This is a genomic window from Marinomonas algicola (assembly GCF_014805825.1).
GTDB classification, from domain to species: Bacteria; Pseudomonadota; Gammaproteobacteria; order Pseudomonadales; family Marinomonadaceae; genus Marinomonas; species Marinomonas algicola.
In genome coordinates, this window is sequence record NZ_CP061941.1 from 672354 (window position 1) to 693627 (window position 21274).

General features: G+C 42.4%; 16 protein-coding genes. 7 read left to right on the forward strand and 9 right to left on the reverse strand.

All coding sequences use genetic code 11. From position 1 onward, the window contains the following. The first annotated feature begins 551 nt into the window (after positions 1–551). Entirely contained in the window at positions 552–4526 is a 3975-nt protein-coding gene (locus tag IEZ33_RS02990; protein WP_191602248.1) for a beta strand repeat-containing protein, read from the forward strand. Positions 4527–4842: 316 nt separating this feature from the next. Here IEZ33_RS02990 and IEZ33_RS02995 read toward each other — a convergent pair whose 3' ends face one another. Together IEZ33_RS02995 and IEZ33_RS03000 are read right to left on the reverse strand one after the other, a co-directional pair. Next, complete coding sequence (locus tag IEZ33_RS02995; protein WP_191602249.1) at positions 4843–5025, reverse strand: hypothetical protein; 183 nt, start codon at positions 5023–5025, stop codon at positions 4843–4845. A 475-nt stretch (positions 5026–5500) separates the two neighbouring features. Continuing rightward, entirely contained in the window at positions 5501–6469 is a 969-nt protein-coding gene (locus tag IEZ33_RS03000) for a transposase (RefSeq protein WP_191602250.1), read from the reverse strand. 298 nt (positions 6470–6767) lie between these two features. On the opposite strand from IEZ33_RS03000, the gene IEZ33_RS03005 reads away from it, so the two are divergent. From IEZ33_RS03005 to IEZ33_RS03015, 3 genes are all read left to right on the forward strand, one after another. Then, positions 6768–7814 carry a hypothetical protein gene (locus tag IEZ33_RS03005; protein ID WP_191602251.1) on the forward strand — a complete coding sequence of 349 codons (1047 nt, stop codon included), beginning with the start codon at positions 6768–6770 and terminating at the stop codon, positions 7812–7814. A gap of 185 nt (positions 7815–7999) precedes the next feature. Next, a complete protein-coding gene (locus tag IEZ33_RS03010; RefSeq protein WP_191602252.1) occupies positions 8000–8344 on the forward strand; it encodes a DUF6447 family protein in 345 nt (114 codons plus the stop codon). Positions 8345–8408: 64 nt separating this feature from the next. Next, positions 8409–8996: a hypothetical protein gene (locus IEZ33_RS03015; RefSeq protein ID WP_191602253.1), complete on the forward strand. Its 588-nt coding sequence runs from the start codon at positions 8409–8411 to the stop codon at positions 8994–8996. 123 nt (positions 8997–9119) lie between these two features. Here the strand turns inward: IEZ33_RS03015 and IEZ33_RS03020 are convergent, their stop codons facing one another. The 4 genes from IEZ33_RS03020 to IEZ33_RS03035 all read right to left on the reverse strand — a co-directional run bounded on the left by IEZ33_RS03020 (position 9120) and on the right by IEZ33_RS03035 (position 14842). Continuing rightward, on the reverse strand, positions 9120–10535 hold the full coding sequence (locus IEZ33_RS03020) for a TolC family protein (protein WP_191602254.1): 1416 nt from the start codon (positions 10533–10535) through the stop codon (positions 9120–9122). Beyond that, the gene (locus IEZ33_RS03025) at positions 10536–12038 is read right to left on the reverse strand and encodes an HlyD family type I secretion periplasmic adaptor subunit (RefSeq protein WP_191602255.1); all 1503 of its coding nucleotides are present in this window, start codon (positions 12036–12038) and stop codon (positions 10536–10538) included. It abuts the gene before it with no gap. 79 nt (positions 12039–12117) lie between these two features. Beyond that, positions 12118–13833 carry a type I secretion system permease/ATPase gene (locus IEZ33_RS03030; protein WP_191602256.1) on the reverse strand — a complete coding sequence of 572 codons (1716 nt, stop codon included), beginning with the start codon at positions 13831–13833 and terminating at the stop codon, positions 12118–12120. 196 nt (positions 13834–14029) lie between these two features. Next, complete coding sequence (locus IEZ33_RS03035) at positions 14030–14842, reverse strand: SapC family protein (protein WP_191602257.1); 813 nt, start codon at positions 14840–14842, stop codon at positions 14030–14032. Positions 14843–15142: 300 nt separating this feature from the next. Between IEZ33_RS03035 and IEZ33_RS03040 the strand changes: the two genes are divergently transcribed. Next, positions 15143–16537 (forward strand): undecaprenyl-phosphate glucose phosphotransferase, encoded by a 1395-nt coding sequence (locus IEZ33_RS03040; protein WP_191602258.1) that lies wholly within the window; start codon positions 15143–15145, stop codon positions 16535–16537. Beyond that, positions 16527–17804 carry an O-antigen ligase family protein gene (locus IEZ33_RS03045; RefSeq protein WP_191602259.1) on the forward strand — a complete coding sequence of 426 codons (1278 nt, stop codon included), beginning with the start codon at positions 16527–16529 and terminating at the stop codon, positions 17802–17804. The genes IEZ33_RS03040 and IEZ33_RS03045 overlap by 11 nt, the downstream gene beginning before the upstream one ends. A gap of 147 nt (positions 17805–17951) precedes the next feature. Here IEZ33_RS03045 and IEZ33_RS03050 read toward each other — a convergent pair whose 3' ends face one another. The 3 genes from IEZ33_RS03050 to mqo form a co-directional block, all read right to left on the reverse strand. Beyond that, positions 17952–18689 carry a BamJ family beta-barrel-assembly machinery protein gene (locus IEZ33_RS03050; protein ID WP_191602260.1) on the reverse strand — a complete coding sequence of 246 codons (738 nt, stop codon included), beginning with the start codon at positions 18687–18689 and terminating at the stop codon, positions 17952–17954. A 177-nt stretch (positions 18690–18866) separates the two neighbouring features. Continuing rightward, positions 18867–19127: a hypothetical protein gene (locus IEZ33_RS03055; RefSeq protein WP_191603513.1), complete on the reverse strand. Its 261-nt coding sequence runs from the start codon at positions 19125–19127 to the stop codon at positions 18867–18869. 101 nt (positions 19128–19228) lie between these two features. Further along, positions 19229–20710, reverse strand: a complete 1482-nt coding sequence (gene mqo / locus IEZ33_RS03060; RefSeq protein WP_191602261.1) for a malate dehydrogenase (quinone) — start codon at positions 20708–20710, stop codon at positions 19229–19231. 305 nt (positions 20711–21015) lie between these two features. Between mqo and IEZ33_RS03065 the strand changes: the two genes are divergently transcribed. After that, on the forward strand, positions 21016–21180 hold the full coding sequence (locus IEZ33_RS03065) for a hypothetical protein (protein WP_191602262.1): 165 nt from the start codon (positions 21016–21018) through the stop codon (positions 21178–21180). The last annotated feature ends 94 nt before the right edge of the window (positions 21181–21274 follow it).

Genomic DNA, 21274 nt, shown 5'->3' on the forward strand with positions numbered 1-21274 from the left:
TCGGGATTTATTCCGATAAAAAATAATTTTTTCATGCCAATGTTTACAAAAGATTGCATTTACAGTGCCACTTATGACAACCTTAACGCCGTTTGCTTCCGGCTTAGGCTGGCAATGGCTATCGCCTTTACCTAAAATAAGGGCGGCAACAATGGGGAAAATAAAGAAAAGTGAGTAATGTGAGTTTGTGTGATGCTCATCACATAACAAAATGCTTTACTCAACTATTCTCTGTTTACCCTAAGGTGATATTTCATATTTGACGTGTCACCGAAGTGTCATAGAAAGACGTAATACTTTTTTCTGTTCGAGTCCGATAGGAAAAGAGCCTTAAAAAGCATTACGGCAACATAAGAGAGAGAAACGAAGAACGTCAATAGAAGTGATTCGTATCACAAAGTAAACCACACAGTGGTGCTACTCTTACATGATGCTAAATATTACTACTCGTGTCCCATTGTGGTGGCCGAGTATTAACCGTTAATTTTGCATGATCATCATGAAGATGATTGGGAAAATTAATAACCAACCTTGATCAAGGAGTTTTATAAATGGCTATCACGCTAACACAACGTACAGACCTAATTACAGCATTAGTAGGTCTTTTTGACGCAGCACCATCTTCTGAATTGTTGACTGGCTTCGTAGCTGGCATGGATTCAGGTGCTACTGTTGATTCTATGGTAAACAACTGGGGCAATTCAGCTGAATTCGCATCACTTTACCCAACTTACCTAACAAACGAAGAGTTTGCAGCAAAGTTTGTTAAAGCGCTTACTGGTAGCACACTTGATGCGGCTGGCGTTACTCTAGCAAACGATTTTGTTCTTGCTCAAATCAATGGCGGCGCAACGCAAGCTGAAGCAGCGCTTGCTGCTGTTCGTATTCTAGCAACTGTTGATCCTGCTGATGCCACTTTTGGTGCAGCGAAACAACAACTAACTAATAAAGTAGATGCGGCAACTTACTTCGCAACGACTCAAAACATCACGGGTGCAACATTTGCTCAGTTGAAGTCCGTTGTTGCAGGCGTTGACGCTACAGCAGACTCTTTAAACGCTAAGATGCTGTTGATTGATGCGGGTCTAAACTCAGTTACTCAAGATTTGACAACTGGCGAAGACAATCTAGTTGGTTCAGCTGCAAATGATATCTTCATGGCTGAAATCTTCGATAACCAGAACAAAGCGCAATCTGGTGATTCTATCGACGGTAAAGGCGGAAATGATACGCTTATCGCTGAAATTGGTAACTCTAACCAAAATGCCATCACGTTGAAGACTGAAAGCGTTGAAAATGCCTTTTTCCAAGCGCAAGCGAATGCGAACGATGATAATGCGAATGGTAATGAAATTGGCGATGCTCAGATTGACGCTGAGTACATGAACGGAACAACGGCTTTCTGGTCTAACAGTTCACGTGCTGATTTGGTTATCGAAGACATTCAAAACAAATCTCACCTAACAACCATTGGTTTCCGCGATGGCGATCAAGGTGATGTTGACTATTCTGTGTATTTCGACAACATTACTGCACCAGATGGCACAACGGCGGGCTCTCAGTTATTCCTAGAAATTTTGGATCTTGAAGCAGCAGCCGCTACAGGAGCTAAACTAACAAATAACCCATACGCTGGCGTTCAGTTGAAAATTGGAGATCAAACGGTAGAAATCCGTGGTACTTCTCCAGTGACAACATCGTACGCTGACTTGGTTGCTGGCTTAAACGCTTCTTTAGTCGCTCAGGGCTTTACAACTGTTACCGCTACTTTGGGTGAAGAATTTAATAAATTCAACTCTGATAACGGTCAAAAATATGCGGGTACTCAGATCGTTCTAACGAACACGGGTTCTGAAGCATTGACTGGTATTGGTTGGATTGCAGACGGTGTTGTACCAAAAGATACAAACGTTCACACTGCGATTAACGACGTTGCGCCTTCTACTACGAATGCGTTGACTCAAACAAACATTATTTTTGATAACGTAGGTCAATCTTCACAAGGTGGTGATTTCCTTGCGGGCAACATGTCTACTGGTAACTCTGGCTCAAATGGTATCCAGCAGTTCAATGTGACTGTTGAAGACACAAGCTGGTTGAAAACTGTAAATACTACAAACAACGATCTTGAAAGAGTAAATGTTGTAAACTCGACTTCAACTACAGCAGCAGGCGACCTTCGCATTGGTGATAAAGCCGGTAATGCGGGTCTTGTTGATGTGCAAACATTTGATGCTTCTGCAATGTCTGGCAAGGTAAACTTGCAAGCCTCTTTGGGCCTTGGCAATGAGACCTTGATTGCTAAGTACAATGACCTTGACGACACGCAATCAGGTGCGGCAAACGACAACGTTACGTTCTCTTACAAAACAGGTTCGGCTGATGACGTTCTAAAGTTAGATATTTCTGAAGAAGCGGTTGCTTACGAAGACCTAGTATTGACTCTAGAAACCGGCGCTGGTAACGACTTAGTTGAGTTCGAAGTTAAAAACAAAACGGTTGACTTAAACACGAATTGGGATGAAGACCAAGCGGCCTTGAAAAATATCACAATTTCTACCGGTGCTGGTGATGATACTGTTAAAGCACTAGGTGATGGTGTTGTAACGATTTCGACTGGTACTGGTAATGACACGGTTTACACTGACAACTCAGGTGACAAAGCGACTTGGTTGTTCAACGGTACAAATGTAGAGCAGGATATCTTGGGTCAAGGCGCAGGTGCTAAACACTTCCTATACAACGCTAAACTAACGGTGACTTTCTCTTCTGGTTCCGCTGATGCCAACGGTGGTGTTACAGTAGGTGATGCTGCGAAAACCGATAACGGTTTCGAATCTACAGTTGAGCTGAACTTAACAGATTACGTAGCTGACAACCTAGACATCGTTCAGGCGATTAAACTAGCGATCGAATCTGATGATACATTGAACAAACTGTTGACAGTAGAAGATGGCCCGAATGGTTCTGTTCTTGTTAAGTCTTTAGTGGATGGTGTTTATCAGTCTGATGATCTAGACGTTTCTATTGTTCAAGGTACTTTACCTGCAACAACAGCAACAGATTTCTCCTCTGTACAAGATGCGTGGGAAAAATTCAAAGGAAACTCTAACTCTGCAAACGTAACATCGCCACAACTTGCTACAGAATTAGCCGCAATCGAAGCTCAAGGCGTAGGTTTCAATGGAACGTCTCAGCTAGCAATCGGTGGTACTGTTGCTGCTATTACAGGTAGTCAAGCTCCTCAAGGTGTTGCTGCAGTACAAGAAGTTCAAACTGTGACGTTCACTGATGGTTCAATCACTGCTGATGGTAATATTACTGTAGGTGGTGTTACTGTTGCGGTTCTTGCTGCTGATACAGCGGCTCAAACAGCGACTAAAGTGCAAGTTGCTATCGATGCTCAAACGTTAACAGCTCCAGCATCAACTGGTAATGTTACTGCAACGGTCAGTGGCGGTGTTGTAACGGTTACTTTCCCTGCTACTGCAGGTGACATAGCTGATATCGTTGTAGCGGCTACAACAGCAACTATCGGTGGCGGTGCGGATACGCCTGTAATTGCAGAGACTACTAAAGGTGTTACAGAAACTCTAGAGAGTCAAACTATTGACGTATCAGGCCAATCTGTAGCGTCTGGTGGAACTCTAGTATTCACTGTAGACGGACAAAATTTCACCTACACAAATAGTACTAATGGTTCGTTAAGTGGTGATGCTTTAGAAGCTAATATTGCTTCTACATTAGCTGTAACGAACTACACAGTAACAAACCCAGGTGGTGCTGCAACGGGTGATTTAACATTCGCTCAAACTGCAACTAACGGTAAAGATATCGCTGATATTACTGCTTCTTCTACTGGTCTGTTGACAGGCTCCAACTCTAAAGAAAACGCAGCTGATAACACTATCAACGTTGGTACAGGTGATGATGTTCTAATTCTATCTACGAACGCGAACAGCAACGAAACAGTTGTTTTCACTGGCACTAACCTAGGTAATGTTGATATCTTCAACTTCGAAGATACAACAGTGTCTGGTCTAGATATACTTGACTTTAAAGCCTTGTTGACAACTAAGCAGTACGCAACAGGTTCTACAAGTGAAGTGTCTCAGTCTCGTGTAGCAACGACTGTAAACACTGACGGTATTGCTGAAGCAAACTCTGTAACAGTGATCGACTTTACTGCTGGTACCGGTAACGATTCTGCTGAGACATTCGCTGCATTGACGGCTAGTAACCTTCTAAGTGCATTGAACGATACGGCTCCAACAGCTAACTACGGTAGCATCACTGAGGCTGCACTTGACGCGCAAGCGACGACTGCGACTCAAGTAGGTGACTCACGTGACTACATCGTAATGGTTCATAACGAAGCAAACGATGGTCAATACAAAGTATTCCACCTTACATCTAGCGACGCGGCTCAAACAGGTACAACTGTTGGGGATTTCGCAACAGCTGAACTAGTGGGTACAGTTGACTTAGGTGAAGATGCTGCGTTTACTGTGGCTAACTTTGCTTAATTGTTGATTTAGCAAAATTTAAGGACATTTTTCCTTCGGGAAATAAACCCTAGATTTGAGAAAGCCCTATCTCTTTGAGATAGGGTTTTTTTTGCTTCGAAGTTTTTAACTTCAACAGGAAATTTTTTGCAAGACACCCATACGTTTTTTGTAAGACATATATGGACACTCTGATGTAGTCAAGTAAGTTTTTTGCAAGACACCCATTGTTAACTTCAAGATTTTTTGCAAGACACCCATTGTTAAACTTCAACAGGACATCCATTGTTGTCAGAACTTCAACATGTCAATTTTTTGCAAGACACCCATCGGAACTTCAACAGGACATCCATGAAGTTTTTTGCAAGACACCCATTGTTAGGAACAAGTTTTTCGCAAGACACCCATAAACTTCAACAGCAATTTTTTGCAAGACACCCATTGTTAGAACTTCAATAAACAACTTCATAACTATTTTTTGCAAGACACCCATTGTTAGAACTTCAATAAACAACTTCATCGCAAGACACCCATCGGTGAAACTTCAACAGGACATCCATTGTTGTTATTTTCGTGTAACAGCTTCAACAGGACATCCATTGTTGTTATTTAAAAACAAGAAGTTTTTGCAAGACACCCATTGTTAACTTCAATAAAGAACTTCAACAGGACATCCATTGTAGTTTTTTGCAAGACACCCATTGTAGAACTTCAGAACTTCAGCAATTTTTTGCAGGGAGAACTTCAACAGGACATCCATAGTAACTTCAACAGGACATCCATTGTTGTCATTTAAAAACAGTTTAGAAAAGGGCGCTCAGTATTAGGGGTTAAGAAAAGTGAAGCGTGTAGAATGAGGTCAGCCAGAACCTTAAAGAGGCGTGATATTCAGGTAGGCACACCTATTAAAGCGTCATAGCTCTGATTCTATCTCTATAAAACGAAGAGAATGAGTGACTATTGGGTAACAATGGTATTGAAAGAGTGTTTTTGCGCTAAGCAAGTAACCGGCAGCAGCGTTGATTCGGTCTAGATCGCGGCTGGAGGTTTTTATAACGTTTTATACTTTGCTCTTGCCCAACCACTCCATGGGTATTTTGCTCAAATTGAATGGCAATCGTTAGCCAATTTTCAGTGGCTATCCCAAGCCGTTGTAAAATGGGTGAAAGTGACAAATCAATTGCACCTCGTTTGTCTTGTCGAGTAAGGCGCCCTGTTGCGTCGACCAACTGCAGATAGTCCGTTAATTTAAATAAAATTCCTTCGTTTTTTTCTTTATGTTCATTCCCCACAAACGGATACAGTGCTTTGGGTTGAGTGCCTGTTTTAGCGGCCTTTACCCTTTGCTTGATACTGGTAAAATCAGACGTTTCAGGGGCTGTGGCGATATTCGCTCGAATAGGGTTAAGGTCAACGTAGGTCATGCAAGCTAAAACAGAAGCGTCATCTAACAGAGCTTGAGACTTAAAGCGACCTTCCCAAAAACGCCCAGTGCAGCCATCTTCAACATTGGCTTGTCGAGCAATGGGTTCATTTAATTCCCGCATAAACCAACTAATATCCGTTAACCTTTCTCGATAGGCTTCAGCAGACCGCTCCGCTAACTCAACAGCATAAGACGGCATGGTGTCGCCTCTGGCGTATTGTTGAGTGAAGAGCGTGCCTTTATGCAATGAATGCCAGCGGTTTAACACGTCTAGAGTAGACCAACGGCGAGCTTGTCTAACATTCACATGCAGCACAAGATGCAGGTGGTTACTCATGACCGCATAGGCGCAAATATCAATAGAAAAAATGTGTGATAAGAATAGGATACGTGACTCGATCCACTCACGACGGTGCTCATAGCTTTTTCCTGTTACAGAATCGTCGCCACATAAAAAAGCACGGCGAACACATCGAGAAATACAGTGATAGTAAGGGGTATCAGACAAACTGACCTGTTGGTTTCTTGCTCTTGGCATAACATTCTCCTCATCCTTGAGTTTCATTACTTTAAGTGTAGACAGTGACTAAAAGAACGTCAATAAAGTAATGGGTGTCTAAGGTAAATCACCTTATTGGCGTGATAGACTTGCTAAATGAACAGATGCTCACGGCCGAAAATTTTTTAAAGAAAAAAGGGGGGGCTAATAAGGTGAGTTTTATAAGGCGTGATTATATTACCCCCCTTTTAAGTGTGTTTTAAACAGTCTATTATTGACCCCTTGGTCATATTACATAAAGAAATATTCTAAAGAAACATCAATAAAGAGGGACGATATGTTACCAGCAACACAGAATTTATTAGCGAAACACGGTGTGAGTTTTGAAGAGGCTCGTGGTTTTATTTATGCGAATGTCGCTAATCCAGAATCAATCTATCAAACGGCGGCTCAGTTTGGCATTACTTTTGACATGCTGGCGGATTTATACGGTCAAGGTACAACAGGTGAGGTCGTTAGAAGCTTTTTCCAGCAGCAAGGCATGTCGATTGAAGGCGAGGCTCCATCTCAAACACCGGCACCAAGCAACGATGTGTCACAAGAGACAATCGATTTATTGTCTAGCTTGGGTGTAAGTTTAGAGGAAGCGCGTGCTTTTATTGAAAGTGTCGCCGGTCAACTTGAGTCACTTTATACGGTATCGGCTCAAAACGGCATTAGCTTTGATATGTTGGCGGAGTTATACGGCAATCTTTACAACAGCGAGGACGTAAAGGCTTTGTTTGCCGCTCAAGGGTTATCGGTAGAGGGCCGTGCGCCAGTGATTACTCCTGTCTCTCCTCCTACCACTCCCCCAGAGACAAGTTCACCTGAATTGGCTTCCTTTATGTCGAAATGGGTCAGTGGTATGGTGGCGGGCCTGAATGAATTGAATTTAGGTTCGTTCGCGGATCAATTATTAAGCGCTTATCAAAGCCAAGGCAGTAGCTTAATTGAGAACAACGATTTCCTTGAGTCTTGGACGGATTCAATGACCAATGCGTTGACGACGACTCTTGAGCCCGCTCAGATTAATCAATTCGTCAATAAAATGATGCCGATCGTACAGGAGTTATTCACATTTCAATTAAGTTTGTTTGGTGATTTGGGGGACGATAGTTCAACTATGTCGGAGTTTGAAGACGAAGACTTTGATGCGATCTTTGCGGCTCTAGAAAACCAAGAATTGTCACAGTCGGAGTTTGATGCGTTGTTAGCTGAAGCGTACAAAAATGCTGGCGAGTATTTTGATAACCTGACGCCTGGTCGTTCTGTTGCTTCATCAACAGAAATGTCTGCACTTGTGGGTGTGGAAGAGATGTCAGAAAACGATTTTTTTATCTAGAATACGGCTCGCATTTTTGATGTCGCCTTCCCTGATATTAATTTAATAAAAGCGCTTTAGTGTGCTTCTAGGTACTTATCACAGAAGCCATTAAGGTGCTTTTTTTATGGATCTGAATCTTCAGAAGCAGACACTGAGCTCGCTTTAAGCTAGTATAGCAATGCTATTTTTTATTCGGAGTATATATGGCAATTTTAACACTTAATGACAAGCAATATGATATCGAAAAACTCAGCCCTGAAGCGCAGGCTAAATTAAATTCTGCGCGTTTTTGTGAGCAAAAAATGGAATCTTTAGAAGCGGAATTGTCTGTGATTCGCACCGCACGGTCGACTTATTTACAAGCCTTACCTGATTTGGTTTCGGATGCCGCTCTTGTTGCTCCCGTTACTAAAGCCGCTGTAAAAAAAGCACCGGCTGCGAAAAAAGCGGCGGTCACGAAAAAAGCCCCAGCGGCAAAAAAAGCGCCAGCCGCTAAAAAGCCAGCGACACGTAAAACGGCAACAAATAAAGCAAAAGCAGCCGAATAATTCGGCTGCGTTTTCTGCGTAAATTGTTCCTCACTTTCATTGCAAATGAGATAGAAACACGGTTATGACTGAGAACCCCCCTTTCCCTGATGCTACGGCAAAACGACTACCCGTAATTGACCGTGTCACCTCTAAGTACGATGAAGTGCAGGATAGAATGCTGTTTGTGTGTGCTATGAATGATGAGTCTGTTACGAGTATTTGGATGACGCAGCGGCTGTTAACGCGTTTTGTGCCTATTTTATTAAATTGGCTACAAGAGCAAATGGATGTCTCTGATAAAGTTCAGGCGGAAGCATTTCATTCATTAGCGCAAACTCGAGCTCAGGTTGCCATGAAAGAAAATAGCCCTGTCATTGCTCCCACTAAAAGGGACGAAGAAGAGGTTCAACGAAACACCCCTGTTATTGTCTCTGGTCGAGCGGATGAGTGGCTGGCAACAACGATAACGCTGAGTAAACGCCCACAAGAATTGGTTTTAAAAATCAGTGAGGCCGATGAGGTTAATGCGGTGGTTTTACCGTTACCTGTAGCGGCACTGCGTCAATGGTTGTGCGCATTACAGTTATTGACAAAACGCAGTGAGTGGGCAGTTGAGTGGCCGACATGGCTAGCGACTGAAGAAAGTGCGCCTGTATCCAGCATACATTAGTTGCCAATTTCTTATGTTGCGACGTTTTTGTTTCTTTTTTCTATAGCCTGTTTTTTTTAGTTCAGAAATAATTAAGCCGTTAGACTGACCGCACTTTACGGTAAGTCTAACGAGCTACTTCATTTATTTAGCGGCCATTTCAAACAAATTGTCATAGGTTGCTAATCGAGAGTTGTCTAATTTGCCTGTTTCTAGCAACAAGCTTAGATCGGATAGCAAATAATCGTTAAGAGTCTGAGCAAATTGCAATCTAATATCAACAAGTTGTGTTCTGGCTTCAAGAACAGCGACTTGATCACCAAGGCTGAGTGATTGCTGACGCTCGGCGGCTTCTAATAAAGCGGCACTGGATTTTTCTGATTCAACCAGAGCGTTTAATCTGTCCTTAAAAGAAAGTAACCTGTTGTACGCCAGCTGAATTTGCTGAGTCTTATCAGAGACTAGGTAATCCAGATCTATTTGGCTGGCTTGGTATTCGGCTTCGGCTTTCTTGATGTTGGCCTGCGTTCTACCACCGGAATAAATAGGCACATTGAGCTCAACGGAGGCGACCAAGTCTTGACGTGTCCTTTGGTCATCATCGGACACTCTGTCGTAGTAGCTTAGATTAAAAGAAACGGTTGGCAGGTGCGCCGCCTTTCTTGCCGCGACATTGTGCTCTTGCTTTTCGATGCTGCTTTGAGCTTCCTTGACGCTTAGGTTGCTGTAAATGTCGGCTAGCCAGTCGCTTTCTTTACCACTGATAAAGTTGGGTATCAGGCTGTGACCATTTTGCACCCATTTTTGAGGGATATATACGGTATGGCCTGTGATATTTTGCAGTAATGTTTTTGCGTCTTTTAGCTCGCTCTGAGAGCGCAGTAGGTCACTTTTTGCCAAATCACGGCTTGAGGTGACCCGTAAGACATTGAGTTTATTACCAATCCCTAGCTCTTGGGTTCTTAATTCTTGGGTGCGTTTCAATTCAAGCGCTTCCAGCTTTTCTTGATTAAGGTATACTTTTTGGGAGGCCAGCAACACCGATAAGTACTGATCAGCCACTCGGTAGATGAGTTCTTGCTCGGCACGTTGATAGCGGTATTCCGATTCTTTTATAAGCGCTTTATCTCGTTGGTAGCCTTTGTAAGATGAATAATCAAATAAAGGTTGTCTAAGGCTAAGCTTCCAATAGTAATCATCCAATTCGCCTCCAGACCTTTCAAGGTCTGGATCATAGGAGGAAGAGTTTACGTCAGTGTAAATATTGTCTGAATCTTCGTATTGATAGGCCGCATTAAGGCGAATATCAGGTAATAGGTTGGAGAAGCTTATTTCATCTTCCTGCTGTTGTGCCTGATACTGATAATAGGCTTTTTTCAACATAGGGTCGTTCTGCATGGCAGCTGATAGCGTTTCTTCAAGCCCATTGGCAATGGTAGCAGCGCTTACCCCAATGCTGACGGATGAGAGTAGCAGTACCGTCGTAATCTTATTAAGGTGGCTAGTAGGGTACCTTACCCATTTGCCTATGTGTTTCTGTGCAGAAAATAAAGATGGCATTTATTTCTCCTTTAAACTACGAGCAAAACTGTCCGTAAGCGGCTTGGCTAAATAGCTAAACATGGTTCTTTCACCACGACGTATCATAACTTCAGCAGGCATCCCAGGTTTTAATTCCATTCCTTCAGACATGCTTGCATCCATGTCTTTGACGCCTTGCTCCGTCACTTTGATACGAGCTAAGTAATAAGGTGATTGGTCCCTTTCATTGAGCAATCTGTCTGCCGAGACATTGATCACTTCGCCTTCAATGACTTTGGTTATACGTGCATTAAAGGCTGAGAAACGAATGTCGGCCATTTGTCCAATGTAGACTTCATTTATATCTTGTGGCATTAGCTTGGCTTCAACAACAAATGAATCGTTATTGGGGACAATGTCAAGCAAGGTTTGGCCTGCTGCAGCGACGCTACCGATAGTGTGAATTTGTAAGTCCACTATGGTGCCGTCTTCTGGGGCTTTAATGGTTGACCGTTCGATGCGGTCTGCGGCAATTTCTTGACGTTCTTGGAAGTCGTAATAATTGTTCTGGCTTACTTTTATGCGTTCGCCCACATCTTTTAAATATTCTTGTTTACGAGTAGAAATTTGCAGGTCAGTTTCGGCTATTTGAAGGTTAAGACGTGCTACTTCTGAATTTAAGCGCCCAATTTCGTTTTTAGAAGACAAGATTGATCGTCTTAATTCTCGAGCACGTTGACCATCACCTAAACCTTCTTCGAAGAGTGTACTAAACGCTTCTTCTTCGTTCTCAAGTGAAGCGACTTGTTGTCTTTGAATTTCTATTTGTTCTTTTAGGCCTCGAATTTGTTCTTGAGTTTGGGTAATTCGAGTTTGAAATGCCTTGCTTTCCTGGTTGAATGCATTGAGACGGGCGCTTAGTAACTGCTGTTGTTGGGTAAGGGTGTTAGCAATGTCTTGGTCTTTTTCGGCTTGCCTTAATACTTCATCAGAAAAGGTTAATTCAGCGTTAAAATTTTGCTCAGCATAGAGGCGTTCTAACTCAGCTTTTGCCGTAAACAACCTTTTCTCATTGCTGTTTCGTTGAGCCTCTGTTTGCGTTATTTCAAGGCGAATTAAAGGTTGTCCGGCGACCACTTTGTCCCCGTTACGCACCATAATATCCTCAACAATACCACCTTCAAAATGCTGAATCGACTTTCTATAGCTATCAACAACGACTTCTCCTTGGGTTAACAGTGCGCTGCTTAGGGGAGCAAATCCGGCCCAAGCGGAGAATAAACCAAAGGTAAGTACTAAAAATACTATGCCAAACTTGATGTATTTCTTGTCGTCAGTCGGTACAGTTGATTTTGAGTGTGGTTGAGGTGCGCTCTGATTGAATGGAACAATGGTTTGTGCGGCCGCCACTCTTTCGTCCTCTGAGCGAGTATCTTCATGAGTTTCTTCTGCAGACGATTTATTTGGCACATCTGAAATAACAGCGTCTTCTACATCTTGACCTTGATAACGGTCTTTTTCTGTATCGGTTGGTTTAGTCATTGTATTTCTCTTTTTCCTTTCCCTAAGGAGGTGACGCCTTAGGGGTGGAGAATAGTTTATGGATTAATTCAATATCGCGTTAAGCGGGTGCTTGAGACAATTTTTCTTGCTCAGCTTTTTGTAGTGCTAATTTTTTCATGACCTCATCTCTAGGGCCGAAAAACTGCACCTGACCTTCACGCATGACAAGTAATTTATCGATACTACGAAGAATAGAGGTGCGGTGGCTGATGACAAATGTGGTTGTCTTTTGTGCTTTTAAAATTTGCAGTGTTTGGGCAAGTGCTCGTTCACCATGTTCATCTAAATTAGAGTTCGGTTCATCTAGTATGACCACTTTAGGTGAACCATACAGTGCGCGAGCAAGACCAATACGTTGTCTTTGACCGCCAGAGAGGGCGCCTGAATCTGTACCGATAACCGTATCGTAGGCGTTAGGTAAGCGTAAAATCAGTTCGTGAACACCCGCTTTTTTCGCTGCTAATACGACCTTGTCTGCGTCTACTTCACTAAAGCGGGCGATATTTTCACTGACTGTACCGCTAAAGAGTTCAATGTCTTGTGGTAAGTAACCAATATGAGGCCCAAGCTCATCACGGTTGTAATGCTGTATCTCCGCTCCGTCAATTCTGACCGCGCCATTTGATGCTGGCCAAATGCCTAGCATGGCTCTGGCTAGTGTTGACTTGCCTGCGGCACTGGGTCCAACAACCCCAACAAGATCCCCTGTTGGTATGTCTAGATTGATGCCTTTTATAGCGGGTGCCTTTGAGCCTGGAGGAACAACAAATAAGTTTTCAACTGTTATATTGCCTGTAGGCGTTGGTAACTGCATGTTGCGTTCATTCGCTGGTATGGCCTCAAGGATTTCGGACAAGCGTCCATAGGAAGTACGAGCATTATTAAAGCCAGACCAACTGCCGATAATTAAATCGACTGGAGCCAGAGCTCGACCCATCAAAATAGACCCAGCTATCATCATACCTGGAGACATTTCATTAATAACCACAAAGTAAGCGCCCATTCCCAGAATAAGGGATTGGAAGATCATGCGTAACACTTTACTCAGATTGGCATAAATACCGGCTTTGTCGCTGGCATGGGTTTGCTTTTCTAGAAAAGTTTGGTGCTGTTTGTGCCAGCGTCCCATGATATTAGGCAACATGCCCATTGCATGCAGTACTTCAGAGTTTCTTAAGTTACCTGTTGCCAGACTTTGTGCTTTAACGTTTTCGCCATTGGCTTCGGTAAGCAGCTTTTTGGTGGATTTTTCATTCAGTATGGCCACAATGACTAAAATAATAGCGGCACAAATAGCAAACCAACCAAAAGCCGGGTGAAAAAGAAACATGACACCAATGTAGATTGGCATCCAAGGGGCATCAAAAAAGGCAAACAGACCATTGCCCGTCATAAATTGGCGTAAAGTAGTTAAATCACTTAATGGCTGAGAAGTGCGCTGATTAGGGGAGCGCACACCTAACTCAAACATAGCCGAGTACACACGCGTACTTAATTTTTGATCCATTTGATTGCTAACTCGAACCAATATAAGCGAACGTACCCAGGTTAATGTGCCCATGATGGTGAACATCAACACCATTATCATGGTTAAAAAATACAGGGTTTCTAAACTGCGTGATGCAACAACACGATCATATACTTGCAGCATATAAAAAGGAGAAGTTAACATTAATAGGTTTATGAATAAACTAAAGAATCCCGCGGCCAAAAAACCTCGTTTACTTGCTGTGAGAGCGCCCTTGAGGTCGTTTTTTACATTGGTCTTGCTCATGATTTTCTCGGTTTTGTTTATTGAGTATTCCCACTTTTCATTAAATACAAATGGTGGTGTATTTAATGAAAAGTGACATCCGGTTTAGTCTTATCTACTCGTTAAGGTTATTTTCCTGACCAAAATGAGTGAAAACATTGTCGTGTTAATATGGGTTATTGCACATAAAAACAAGGACTGTGAAGTTCATTCGTTTTTAAAAACTAAATAAGTCTTCTTTTTCTCCGAATAATTCATCTAAGTCAGGTTCTTTTCCTTGTACGCTTTGCTGCTGCTTGAGATCAACATGCACTTTTTGTAGAGTGGACAGTCCTTTTACTCTCGCTTCTGAAAAAACTTGAGCATAAGCTATTTCGAGTGCGCCACTTCTATTTAATGTTGCGGCTACGGCAGGTTCCAAATTTGCTAAGGCTTTGATGTCTACGTGATATAAACCATTCAATGCTTTTTCTACTGGTTTATTATCTTCTTCTTCAGAATAGGTTATCGTCCAGGGTGTAATTAAGTTGGCTTCTTGTAACGCAGACATTAAGCGTAATGTGTCTTTTCGTCCGTTTAATGCTTTTTCTAAGAATTTAACGAAATTCATCATATGGTCTGATAAATTTGTTTCGTCTTTGAAAAACGCAAGATCACTGGGAGACATCTCGTATTTAATTGCACTTTCCTCAACGCACAGCTGCAGCTGAGCATTGTCCTGATCCATTTCTAACGAAAAAGGGTAGGCCCTGTAGAAAGCCGGTTTGTATCCCCCTAACCAACGACCATCAGGCAAAACGAATAGGTTCTCGTTTGGTTTTAATGCTTGTAAGCCAACCAACTCAAAAGACTCTGTGTTATCCCCATGTGTACGCTTTTGGAAAGCCACCCCCATGTGCTGTATTACATGGGACAGTTCCTCTCTTACAAGCGGTACCGTTGTCATTGGTGCAGCGTATTCCATGCTGATGGTCGAGGCATAGCCTGCTTTGTTATGCAGTGATCGCTGTAGAGGTACGTAGCGGGTCATAAGTTATCTCCATTACAACTTTAAAAATATGGCGCGTAGTGTAACATGCAAGAGCACATTTTATGTGATCAGAAACACTTAATCTTATGTTTTAATCGTGTAAATTATACGCCTTACATCATCTTAAATAGAGGGCGCTATTTTGTTATTTGAGCGTTTATACTGGATGCGTTGATCGTGCTCTGGATTCGTTTGAATGTCATTTATAATCTGGTTTATGGGTTTTATTTCTATTCAGTTGTCGCCGTTTAGTGTATTTTGGTCGGTTACTTTATCTTGTTTGTTTTTTGAGAATACATAGTGAAATCAGGTCGTGGTTTAAAAGAACACAGTGCGTCTATAGGTATTACGATACGCATACTCGATGCCATGGGTATTGTTACCGCTGGTTTTTGTTCTTTCTATTGGTTTTTTGATCACAACTACTTTGGTGGCTATTTTTATAACAGCTTACTTGTTGGTGTTCTTATGGGGCAGGTGGCTTATAGTTCATTAGGTGCTTATCAGGGTTGGCGTGGAACCAACTCAACCACAGAAGCCAGTCTGGTCTTTTGGTCGCACGTTGTTACATTCCTTTTAATTATTCTTTCCGCCTATGTGACTCAATATGGTGATTCATTACCTCGGTTGTGGGTGTTCTCTTGGTTTGTTTGGTCCCTTGTCTTTATTGCGATAACACGTATTGCGATCAGGCGAACACTCGGCTATTGGCGTGCCAAAGGTCGAAACATTCGTCGTATTCTCTTGGTTGGCAATGGTGACCTTGGGCAAAGGGTCATTGATAAATTGCAAAAAAACCCCAATTTAGGCCTTTCTGTGGTTGGATTTATCGATGATGCCCCTTCGTCTCCCGTACAAAATGCCGATTATCCTATTCTAGGCTCAATCGATGAAGTAGAGCGAATTGTTCATGAGAGGGGGGTTGACCAAGTTTGGATCACTTTGCCTTTAGGTGAAGTCCAGAAAATGGAAAAAACTCAGGCATTGTTGGCGACTTCTACTGTGACCATTCGTATTGTCCCTGATATTTTTGGGTTTCAACTGCTAAACCATTCTATTACTGAAGTAGCAGGGTTACCGTTAATAAATTTATCTACCTCGCCTATGTTGGAGGGGAAAAATAGGGTGTTAAAATGGTTAGAAGATAAGATACTCGCATCACTTATCTTGATCTGTATTAGTCCTGTTATGTTGCTCATTGCCATTGCGGTTAAGTTGTCGTCAAAAGGTCCTGTTTTTTACCGCCAAGAAAGAGTGAGCTGGAATGGACGTTCTTTTAATATGTTGAAATTTCGTTCTATGGCGGTGGACAGTGAAGCGGATGGCGTGAAGTGGGGAGGGGCGGCTGATATGAAGGTGACTCGATTTGGACGCCTTCTTCGTCGAACCAGTTTGGATGAATTACCGCAGTTTATTAATGTCTTGAAAGGCGATATGTCGATTGTTGGGCCTAGACCTGAGCGTACTGTTTTTGTTGAGCGGTTTAAATACGAAATTCCATTGTATATGAAGAAACACATGGTTAAAGCGGGCATCACTGGTTGGGCTCAAATCAATGGGTGGCGGGGTGATTCAGGGCTGCAGCAACGTATTGATTGCGATTTGTATTACATTGAAAACTGGTCAATATGGCTGGACTTGAAAATTATTATCTTCACTTTGATCAACGGTTTTTTCCATAAAAATGCAAAATAACATACAGTCTACGCCTGCTACTTCTGAATTGGCTCTTTTACCCTTCCTAGCTTGGCTGATGGCGTCTGTTTCTTTGGGGTTGAGCCTAGTGCTCAATGAAGGGATTTCCCTTGCTCCCTTATTCTTATTGTGTACTTTCTTTGTGTTGTTATTTGCGAAAGGCTCATGGGTATCAGATCGCCTAGATGGGTGGTTAATGGCTTCTTTTGTCACCTATTTCCTCAGTATGTTGCTGTTTGTTTATCTTGATGGTTGGCATACTAGAGAACTTGATCGACCTGTACGTTTCTTGTTGGCTATACCTGTGTTGTTTGTTTTACTGAGATTGCCCTACAAGCGAGACCTGCTTTGGTATGGGGTGATGATTGGCGCCTTAGGTGCATTTTGTTTTGCCGTGTACGATCGATGGATTTTAGGCTTGGATAGAGCGAATGGGTTTGAGCACCCCATTATGTTTGGTAATACGTCTTTATTATTAGGTGGTTTGTCGTTTTGTGCTTTTTTGTACTTTAAGGCACAAAAAGGCTGGCATAAACTGACGGTTTTTGCACTTCTGGCCGTCTCTTGTGGGGTGTTTGCTTCATTGCTTTCCGGTACTCGAGGTGGGTGGGTTTCTTTGCCTATTATTGTGGCTTTTATTTTCTGGCAAAGTAGAGATTTGTTAGATAAAAAGCTGCGTATCTGGGGAAGTTGTCTACTTATTGCGCTAAGTGTTGTGATCATTTCCGTGCCTCAATTTGGCGTGGCTAAGCGCTTGCATGAGGTTGTGACGGACATTGAGCGTTATCAATCTGGGGATTTTCTTTATAATTCAGTTGGTCAGCGGTTTGAAATGTGGAAAGCGGCCGTTTATATGTTCAATATGTCTCCGCTCTTAGGTGTTGGGGAGTACCACAGTGTCGAAATTAAGCAAGAGCTGGCGGATGAGGGTTTGATAAGTCAGTCTATTTTACGTTTTTCTCATGCGCACAATGAGTATTTAACTTCGTTGAGTTTAAGAGGGCTTATCGGGCTTTTCTTTCTGATAGTTGTGTATCTTGTTCCCTTAAAGCTATTTCTTAGAAAAATGCACCTACATCATCATAATTGGAATGTAAAAGCCTATGCTTTAGCCGGTGCTTTGATACCGATGAGTTACATGGATTTTGCGTTAACTCAATCTATGTTTAGTCACAATATTGGGGTGATGTTCTACGCTTTTTCAATTGTTTTTTTCTGGGCGGCCACACGCTGGGTAGAGCACTTTCAGCAGGCGAAGCATATATAGCGTATAGCGTTGGTTTCGTTCTTTTTGTATGTGATGTGTTTTTTGTAGACTTCGTTTTTGTCTGTATAAATGACACTAATAAAAAAGCCGAGTGACTGATTGTTTAAGTCGCTCGGCTTTTTTGTGTAGCCTGGGTATCAAGCGTTTTTATTGAGCGGTTTCTTCCGCTGTTTCTGTTTCAGTCTCTTCTTCTGTTTCGATGTCTAGTAGCTCCACCACAAACTTAAGTGGTGCATTTGGTGGGATTGGACCAGTACCGCCTGGGCCATAGGCTAGATCTGATGGAATATACAGTTCATATTTAGAGCCAACAGTCATCAATTGAAGGCCTTCTGTCCAGCCTGGAATCACTTGGTTCAATGGGAAGCTGATTGGCTCTCCGCGCTCATAAGAGCTGTCAAATACGGTGCCATCCACTAAGGAGCCTTCATAATTCACTTTTACAACATCTGTTTCGACTGGTGCAGCGCCTTCACCCTGAGTAATGGCTTTATACATCAGGCCAGACTCAGTTTTCATAACGCCGTCCATTTTTTCTAACTCAGCAAACCATTCGGCATTTTTGGCGGACGCTTCTGCCGCAAGCTTTTCTTGTTCACGCTGCGCTTCGGCTAGTTTTTCTTGTTGGAACATTTGAATGGATTCAGTAATCTCAGCTTCAGTTAGAGCCAACTCTTTTCCTGCATAGGCATCTTTAAAGCCTTTGATGAAGGTTTCAAGATCTAGGTCTGTAAAGTCTTGTCCCATACGGCCACCGAACATAGAGCCAACGCTGTAACCTAAGCGTTGTTCCTTGCTCTCTAGAGTTAATGAGCTGTCGGCACTATCGGCATAAGAGAATGTGGTAGAGGATAGGACTAACGCTGCAATTAGTGTTTTTTTCATGATTCGGTTCCAGTTAGTAAAATTAAAAGCAATGAAAGTTTTTGCTGTTCGTTTTTTCAAATAGACAGAATGCAAAAACCGATAGTCGTTTTGTCTCATTGCCTGTTTAATGAATCAAGTCGTTTTACGCAATCATTACAATGGGTTGCCGGCTTGAAAATAGCATAAATCAACGTCTTATTTGACGCTTTCTAGCAGGGATAAAATCTGTTTCTTGTCTTCTTCTGAAACAGCTTCCCTTGTTAGCGTATCATATAGCTCTTGACTAAAGCTAAGGTCGAACTCTTCTTTACCTTCGGCTTCAATGCCGCCGTGAACACCGAGTAGACCGAGTAAATACGCGCAATAAAACAAGGTATCTGAATCATCCGTTTGATGCTCAAGCGTTCGTAATTGGTCGCATAGTTGATCTGATCTTTCTGCAAATGAAATCGTCATAAACAATTTAGGCTAGCCTCCTAGATGGGCTAAGCCTTCCTCATGTCTTTTATTATTGAAAAATTGCTATGATCATCCTGTTTTGTGCATGATGACCGCAATTAAGGTTTTAATTTGAGCGTATTGAGTGTTCGTTCCCGTACCTTAAGTAACAGATCTGTATTTTCTGTTAATGACTCTCCATACGATGGCACCATGGTTTTTAATTGAGTCTGCCAATTCTCTGAAGCAATACGTTTAGGGAAACTTTTTTCTAAAATATTAAGCATGGTATTTACCGTGGTTGATGCGCCTGGAGAGGCACCTAATAGCGCCGCTAACGTTCCGTCTTTAGAGACAATGGCTTCCGTACCAAATTCCAGTTTCCCTCCGCCTTTTTCATCGTTTTTAATAATTTGTACTCGCTGCCCTGCGTAAGCCAAGGTCCAGTCTTTGTCTTGTGCATCGGGGTAAAAATTACGTAATGAATCGACACGGTCTTTATGAGACTGCATGACTTCGCTGATCAAATAACGAGTAAGGTCCATATTGTTCTTACCCACTGACAGCATGGGTTTCAGATTGCTTAATCTGACACTGAGAGGTAAATCCATTATTGAACCATTTTTTAGAAACTTTGTAGTGAAGCCAGCAAAAGGCCCAAATAATAAGGCTTTTTTTCCATCGATGATACGAGTGTCTAAATGAGGGACTGACATTGGTGGGGCGCCAATAGGCGCGGCACCGTATACTTTGGCGAAATGTTGGCTGACGATTTCTGGTTTATCGCAGACTAGCCATTGACCACTGACTGGGAAGCCACCATAGCCTTTACCTTCTTCAATACCAGACATTTGCAGCAGAGGCAGTGCACCGCCGCCGGCACCTAGAAAAACGAAGCCAGCATTGATGATTTCCTTTTTGCCTTTCTTATTGGTAATTTCTACTTCCCATGTGCCATCTTTATTTTTCGTTAAGTCGGTCACTGAGGCACTTAATTTTACATTAAAATTGTCTTGCTTCATTAAGTGATTGGCCATGAGCCGCGCAATCGCCCCGAAGTTAACATCGGAGCCATGTTGGATCCGTGTGGCCGCAAGAGGTTCATCGCTGTTGCGGTCCTTCATTATGAGGGGCATCCATTCCGCCAGGGTTTCTCTGTCTTCGGTGTACTCCATTTCTTGAAAAGACGGTAGTGCGCTTAGTGCTTCATAACGCGCTTTAAGCTCGGCGACATGTTTTTCTCCCCAAACAAAGCTTTTGTGCGGTACTCGGTTAATAAATTGGGTCGGTTCTGGAAGAATGTTATTTTCAACAAGATATGACCAGTATTGTAAGCTCACTTCAAAGGCGGCGTTAATATCAACCGCTTTGCTGGTATCAACACGGCCATCTGGGCGAGTGGATGTGTAGTTTAGTTCGCAGTAGGCCGCATGCCCTGTGCCGGCATTGTTCCAGCCATTGGTGCTTTCTTGCGCTATTTGATCAAGTCGCTCTACCATGGTCACGGTAAGACTTGGATCAAGTTGGTTAAGTATCATTCCTAGGGTGGTGCTCATTGCGCCACCCCCGACTAGCAAAATATCAACTGAATTTGAGGTCATTAAAGGTTCGCCATGTTAAAGCCAATGTAATTCGAGCGGCTGATGCTGTGGGCTTTTGGCCTGGGCATATCGGTAGAGAAAATATGTCAGTATCAGCACGTTTCTCGTATCAGGTTTCTTATAAATATTTGGGGTAATGCGATTTTTTAAACCCAAATCCTCATGATTTTTAGAAATTATCGAGAATATTTTTAAGAAACTGACGGGATTGGTCTAATTATACGTATTTTCGTTTAAATGTCTTGGTGGATATGGTGATATGAAGGATTCATGCCTTTTATGTATATTTATTTTGGGACCGTTGCGTGTACAAAAAGAATGATGATGTATGCGAAGTGCTTGAAGCAACGGGTTACACTGACGTTATTAATATAAGTAAATCGTCTGGAACCTTATCGATTTTGATGAGCCATTTTGAGTCAGGCATGTTAACTGTCCTTTTTTCTGTGTGTGTATTACTTTTTAGATAGGTTTTTTTACAGATAGGGCTTGTTACAAATATAATAAAAAATAGGAGTAAGAAAGGCTGTAATCACGCTAGGCTAAGAGATAGACGTCTTAAAT

Excerpts from the sequence above, each read along its gene's own strand:
- IEZ33_RS02990 (WP_191602248.1), top strand. The coding sequence starts at position 552 with ATGGCTATCACGCTAACACAACGTACAGACCTAATTACAGCATTAGTA.
- IEZ33_RS03055 (WP_191603513.1), bottom strand. The coding sequence starts at position 19,127 with ATGACGATTTCATTTGCAGAAAGATCAGATCAACTATGCGACCAATTA.
- IEZ33_RS03010 (WP_191602252.1), top strand. The coding sequence starts at position 8,000 with ATGGCAATTTTAACACTTAATGACAAGCAATATGATATCGAAAAACTC.
- IEZ33_RS03035 (WP_191602257.1), bottom strand. The coding sequence starts at position 14,842 with ATGACCCGCTACGTACCTCTACAGCGATCACTGCATAACAAAGCAGGC.
- IEZ33_RS03015 (WP_191602253.1), top strand. The coding sequence starts at position 8,409 with ATGACTGAGAACCCCCCTTTCCCTGATGCTACGGCAAAACGACTACCC.
- IEZ33_RS03025 (WP_191602255.1), bottom strand. The coding sequence starts at position 12,038 with ATGACTAAACCAACCGATACAGAAAAAGACCGTTATCAAGGTCAAGAT.
- IEZ33_RS03020 (WP_191602254.1), bottom strand. The coding sequence starts at position 10,535 with ATGCCATCTTTATTTTCTGCACAGAAACACATAGGCAAATGGGTAAGG.
- IEZ33_RS03005 (WP_191602251.1), top strand. The coding sequence starts at position 6,768 with ATGTTACCAGCAACACAGAATTTATTAGCGAAACACGGTGTGAGTTTT.
- IEZ33_RS03045 (WP_191602259.1), top strand. The coding sequence starts at position 16,527 with ATGCAAAATAACATACAGTCTACGCCTGCTACTTCTGAATTGGCTCTT.
- mqo (WP_191602261.1), bottom strand. The coding sequence starts at position 20,710 with ATGACCTCAAATTCAGTTGATATTTTGCTAGTCGGGGGTGGCGCAATG.
- IEZ33_RS03050 (WP_191602260.1), bottom strand. The coding sequence starts at position 18,689 with ATGAAAAAAACACTAATTGCAGCGTTAGTCCTATCCTCTACCACATTC.
- IEZ33_RS03000 (WP_191602250.1), bottom strand. The coding sequence starts at position 6,469 with ATGCCAAGAGCAAGAAACCAACAGGTCAGTTTGTCTGATACCCCTTAC.
- IEZ33_RS02995 (WP_191602249.1), bottom strand. The coding sequence starts at position 5,025 with ATGAAGTTGTTTATTGAAGTTCTAACAATGGGTGTCTTGCAAAAAATA.
- IEZ33_RS03030 (WP_191602256.1), bottom strand. The coding sequence starts at position 13,833 with ATGAGCAAGACCAATGTAAAAAACGACCTCAAGGGCGCTCTCACAGCA.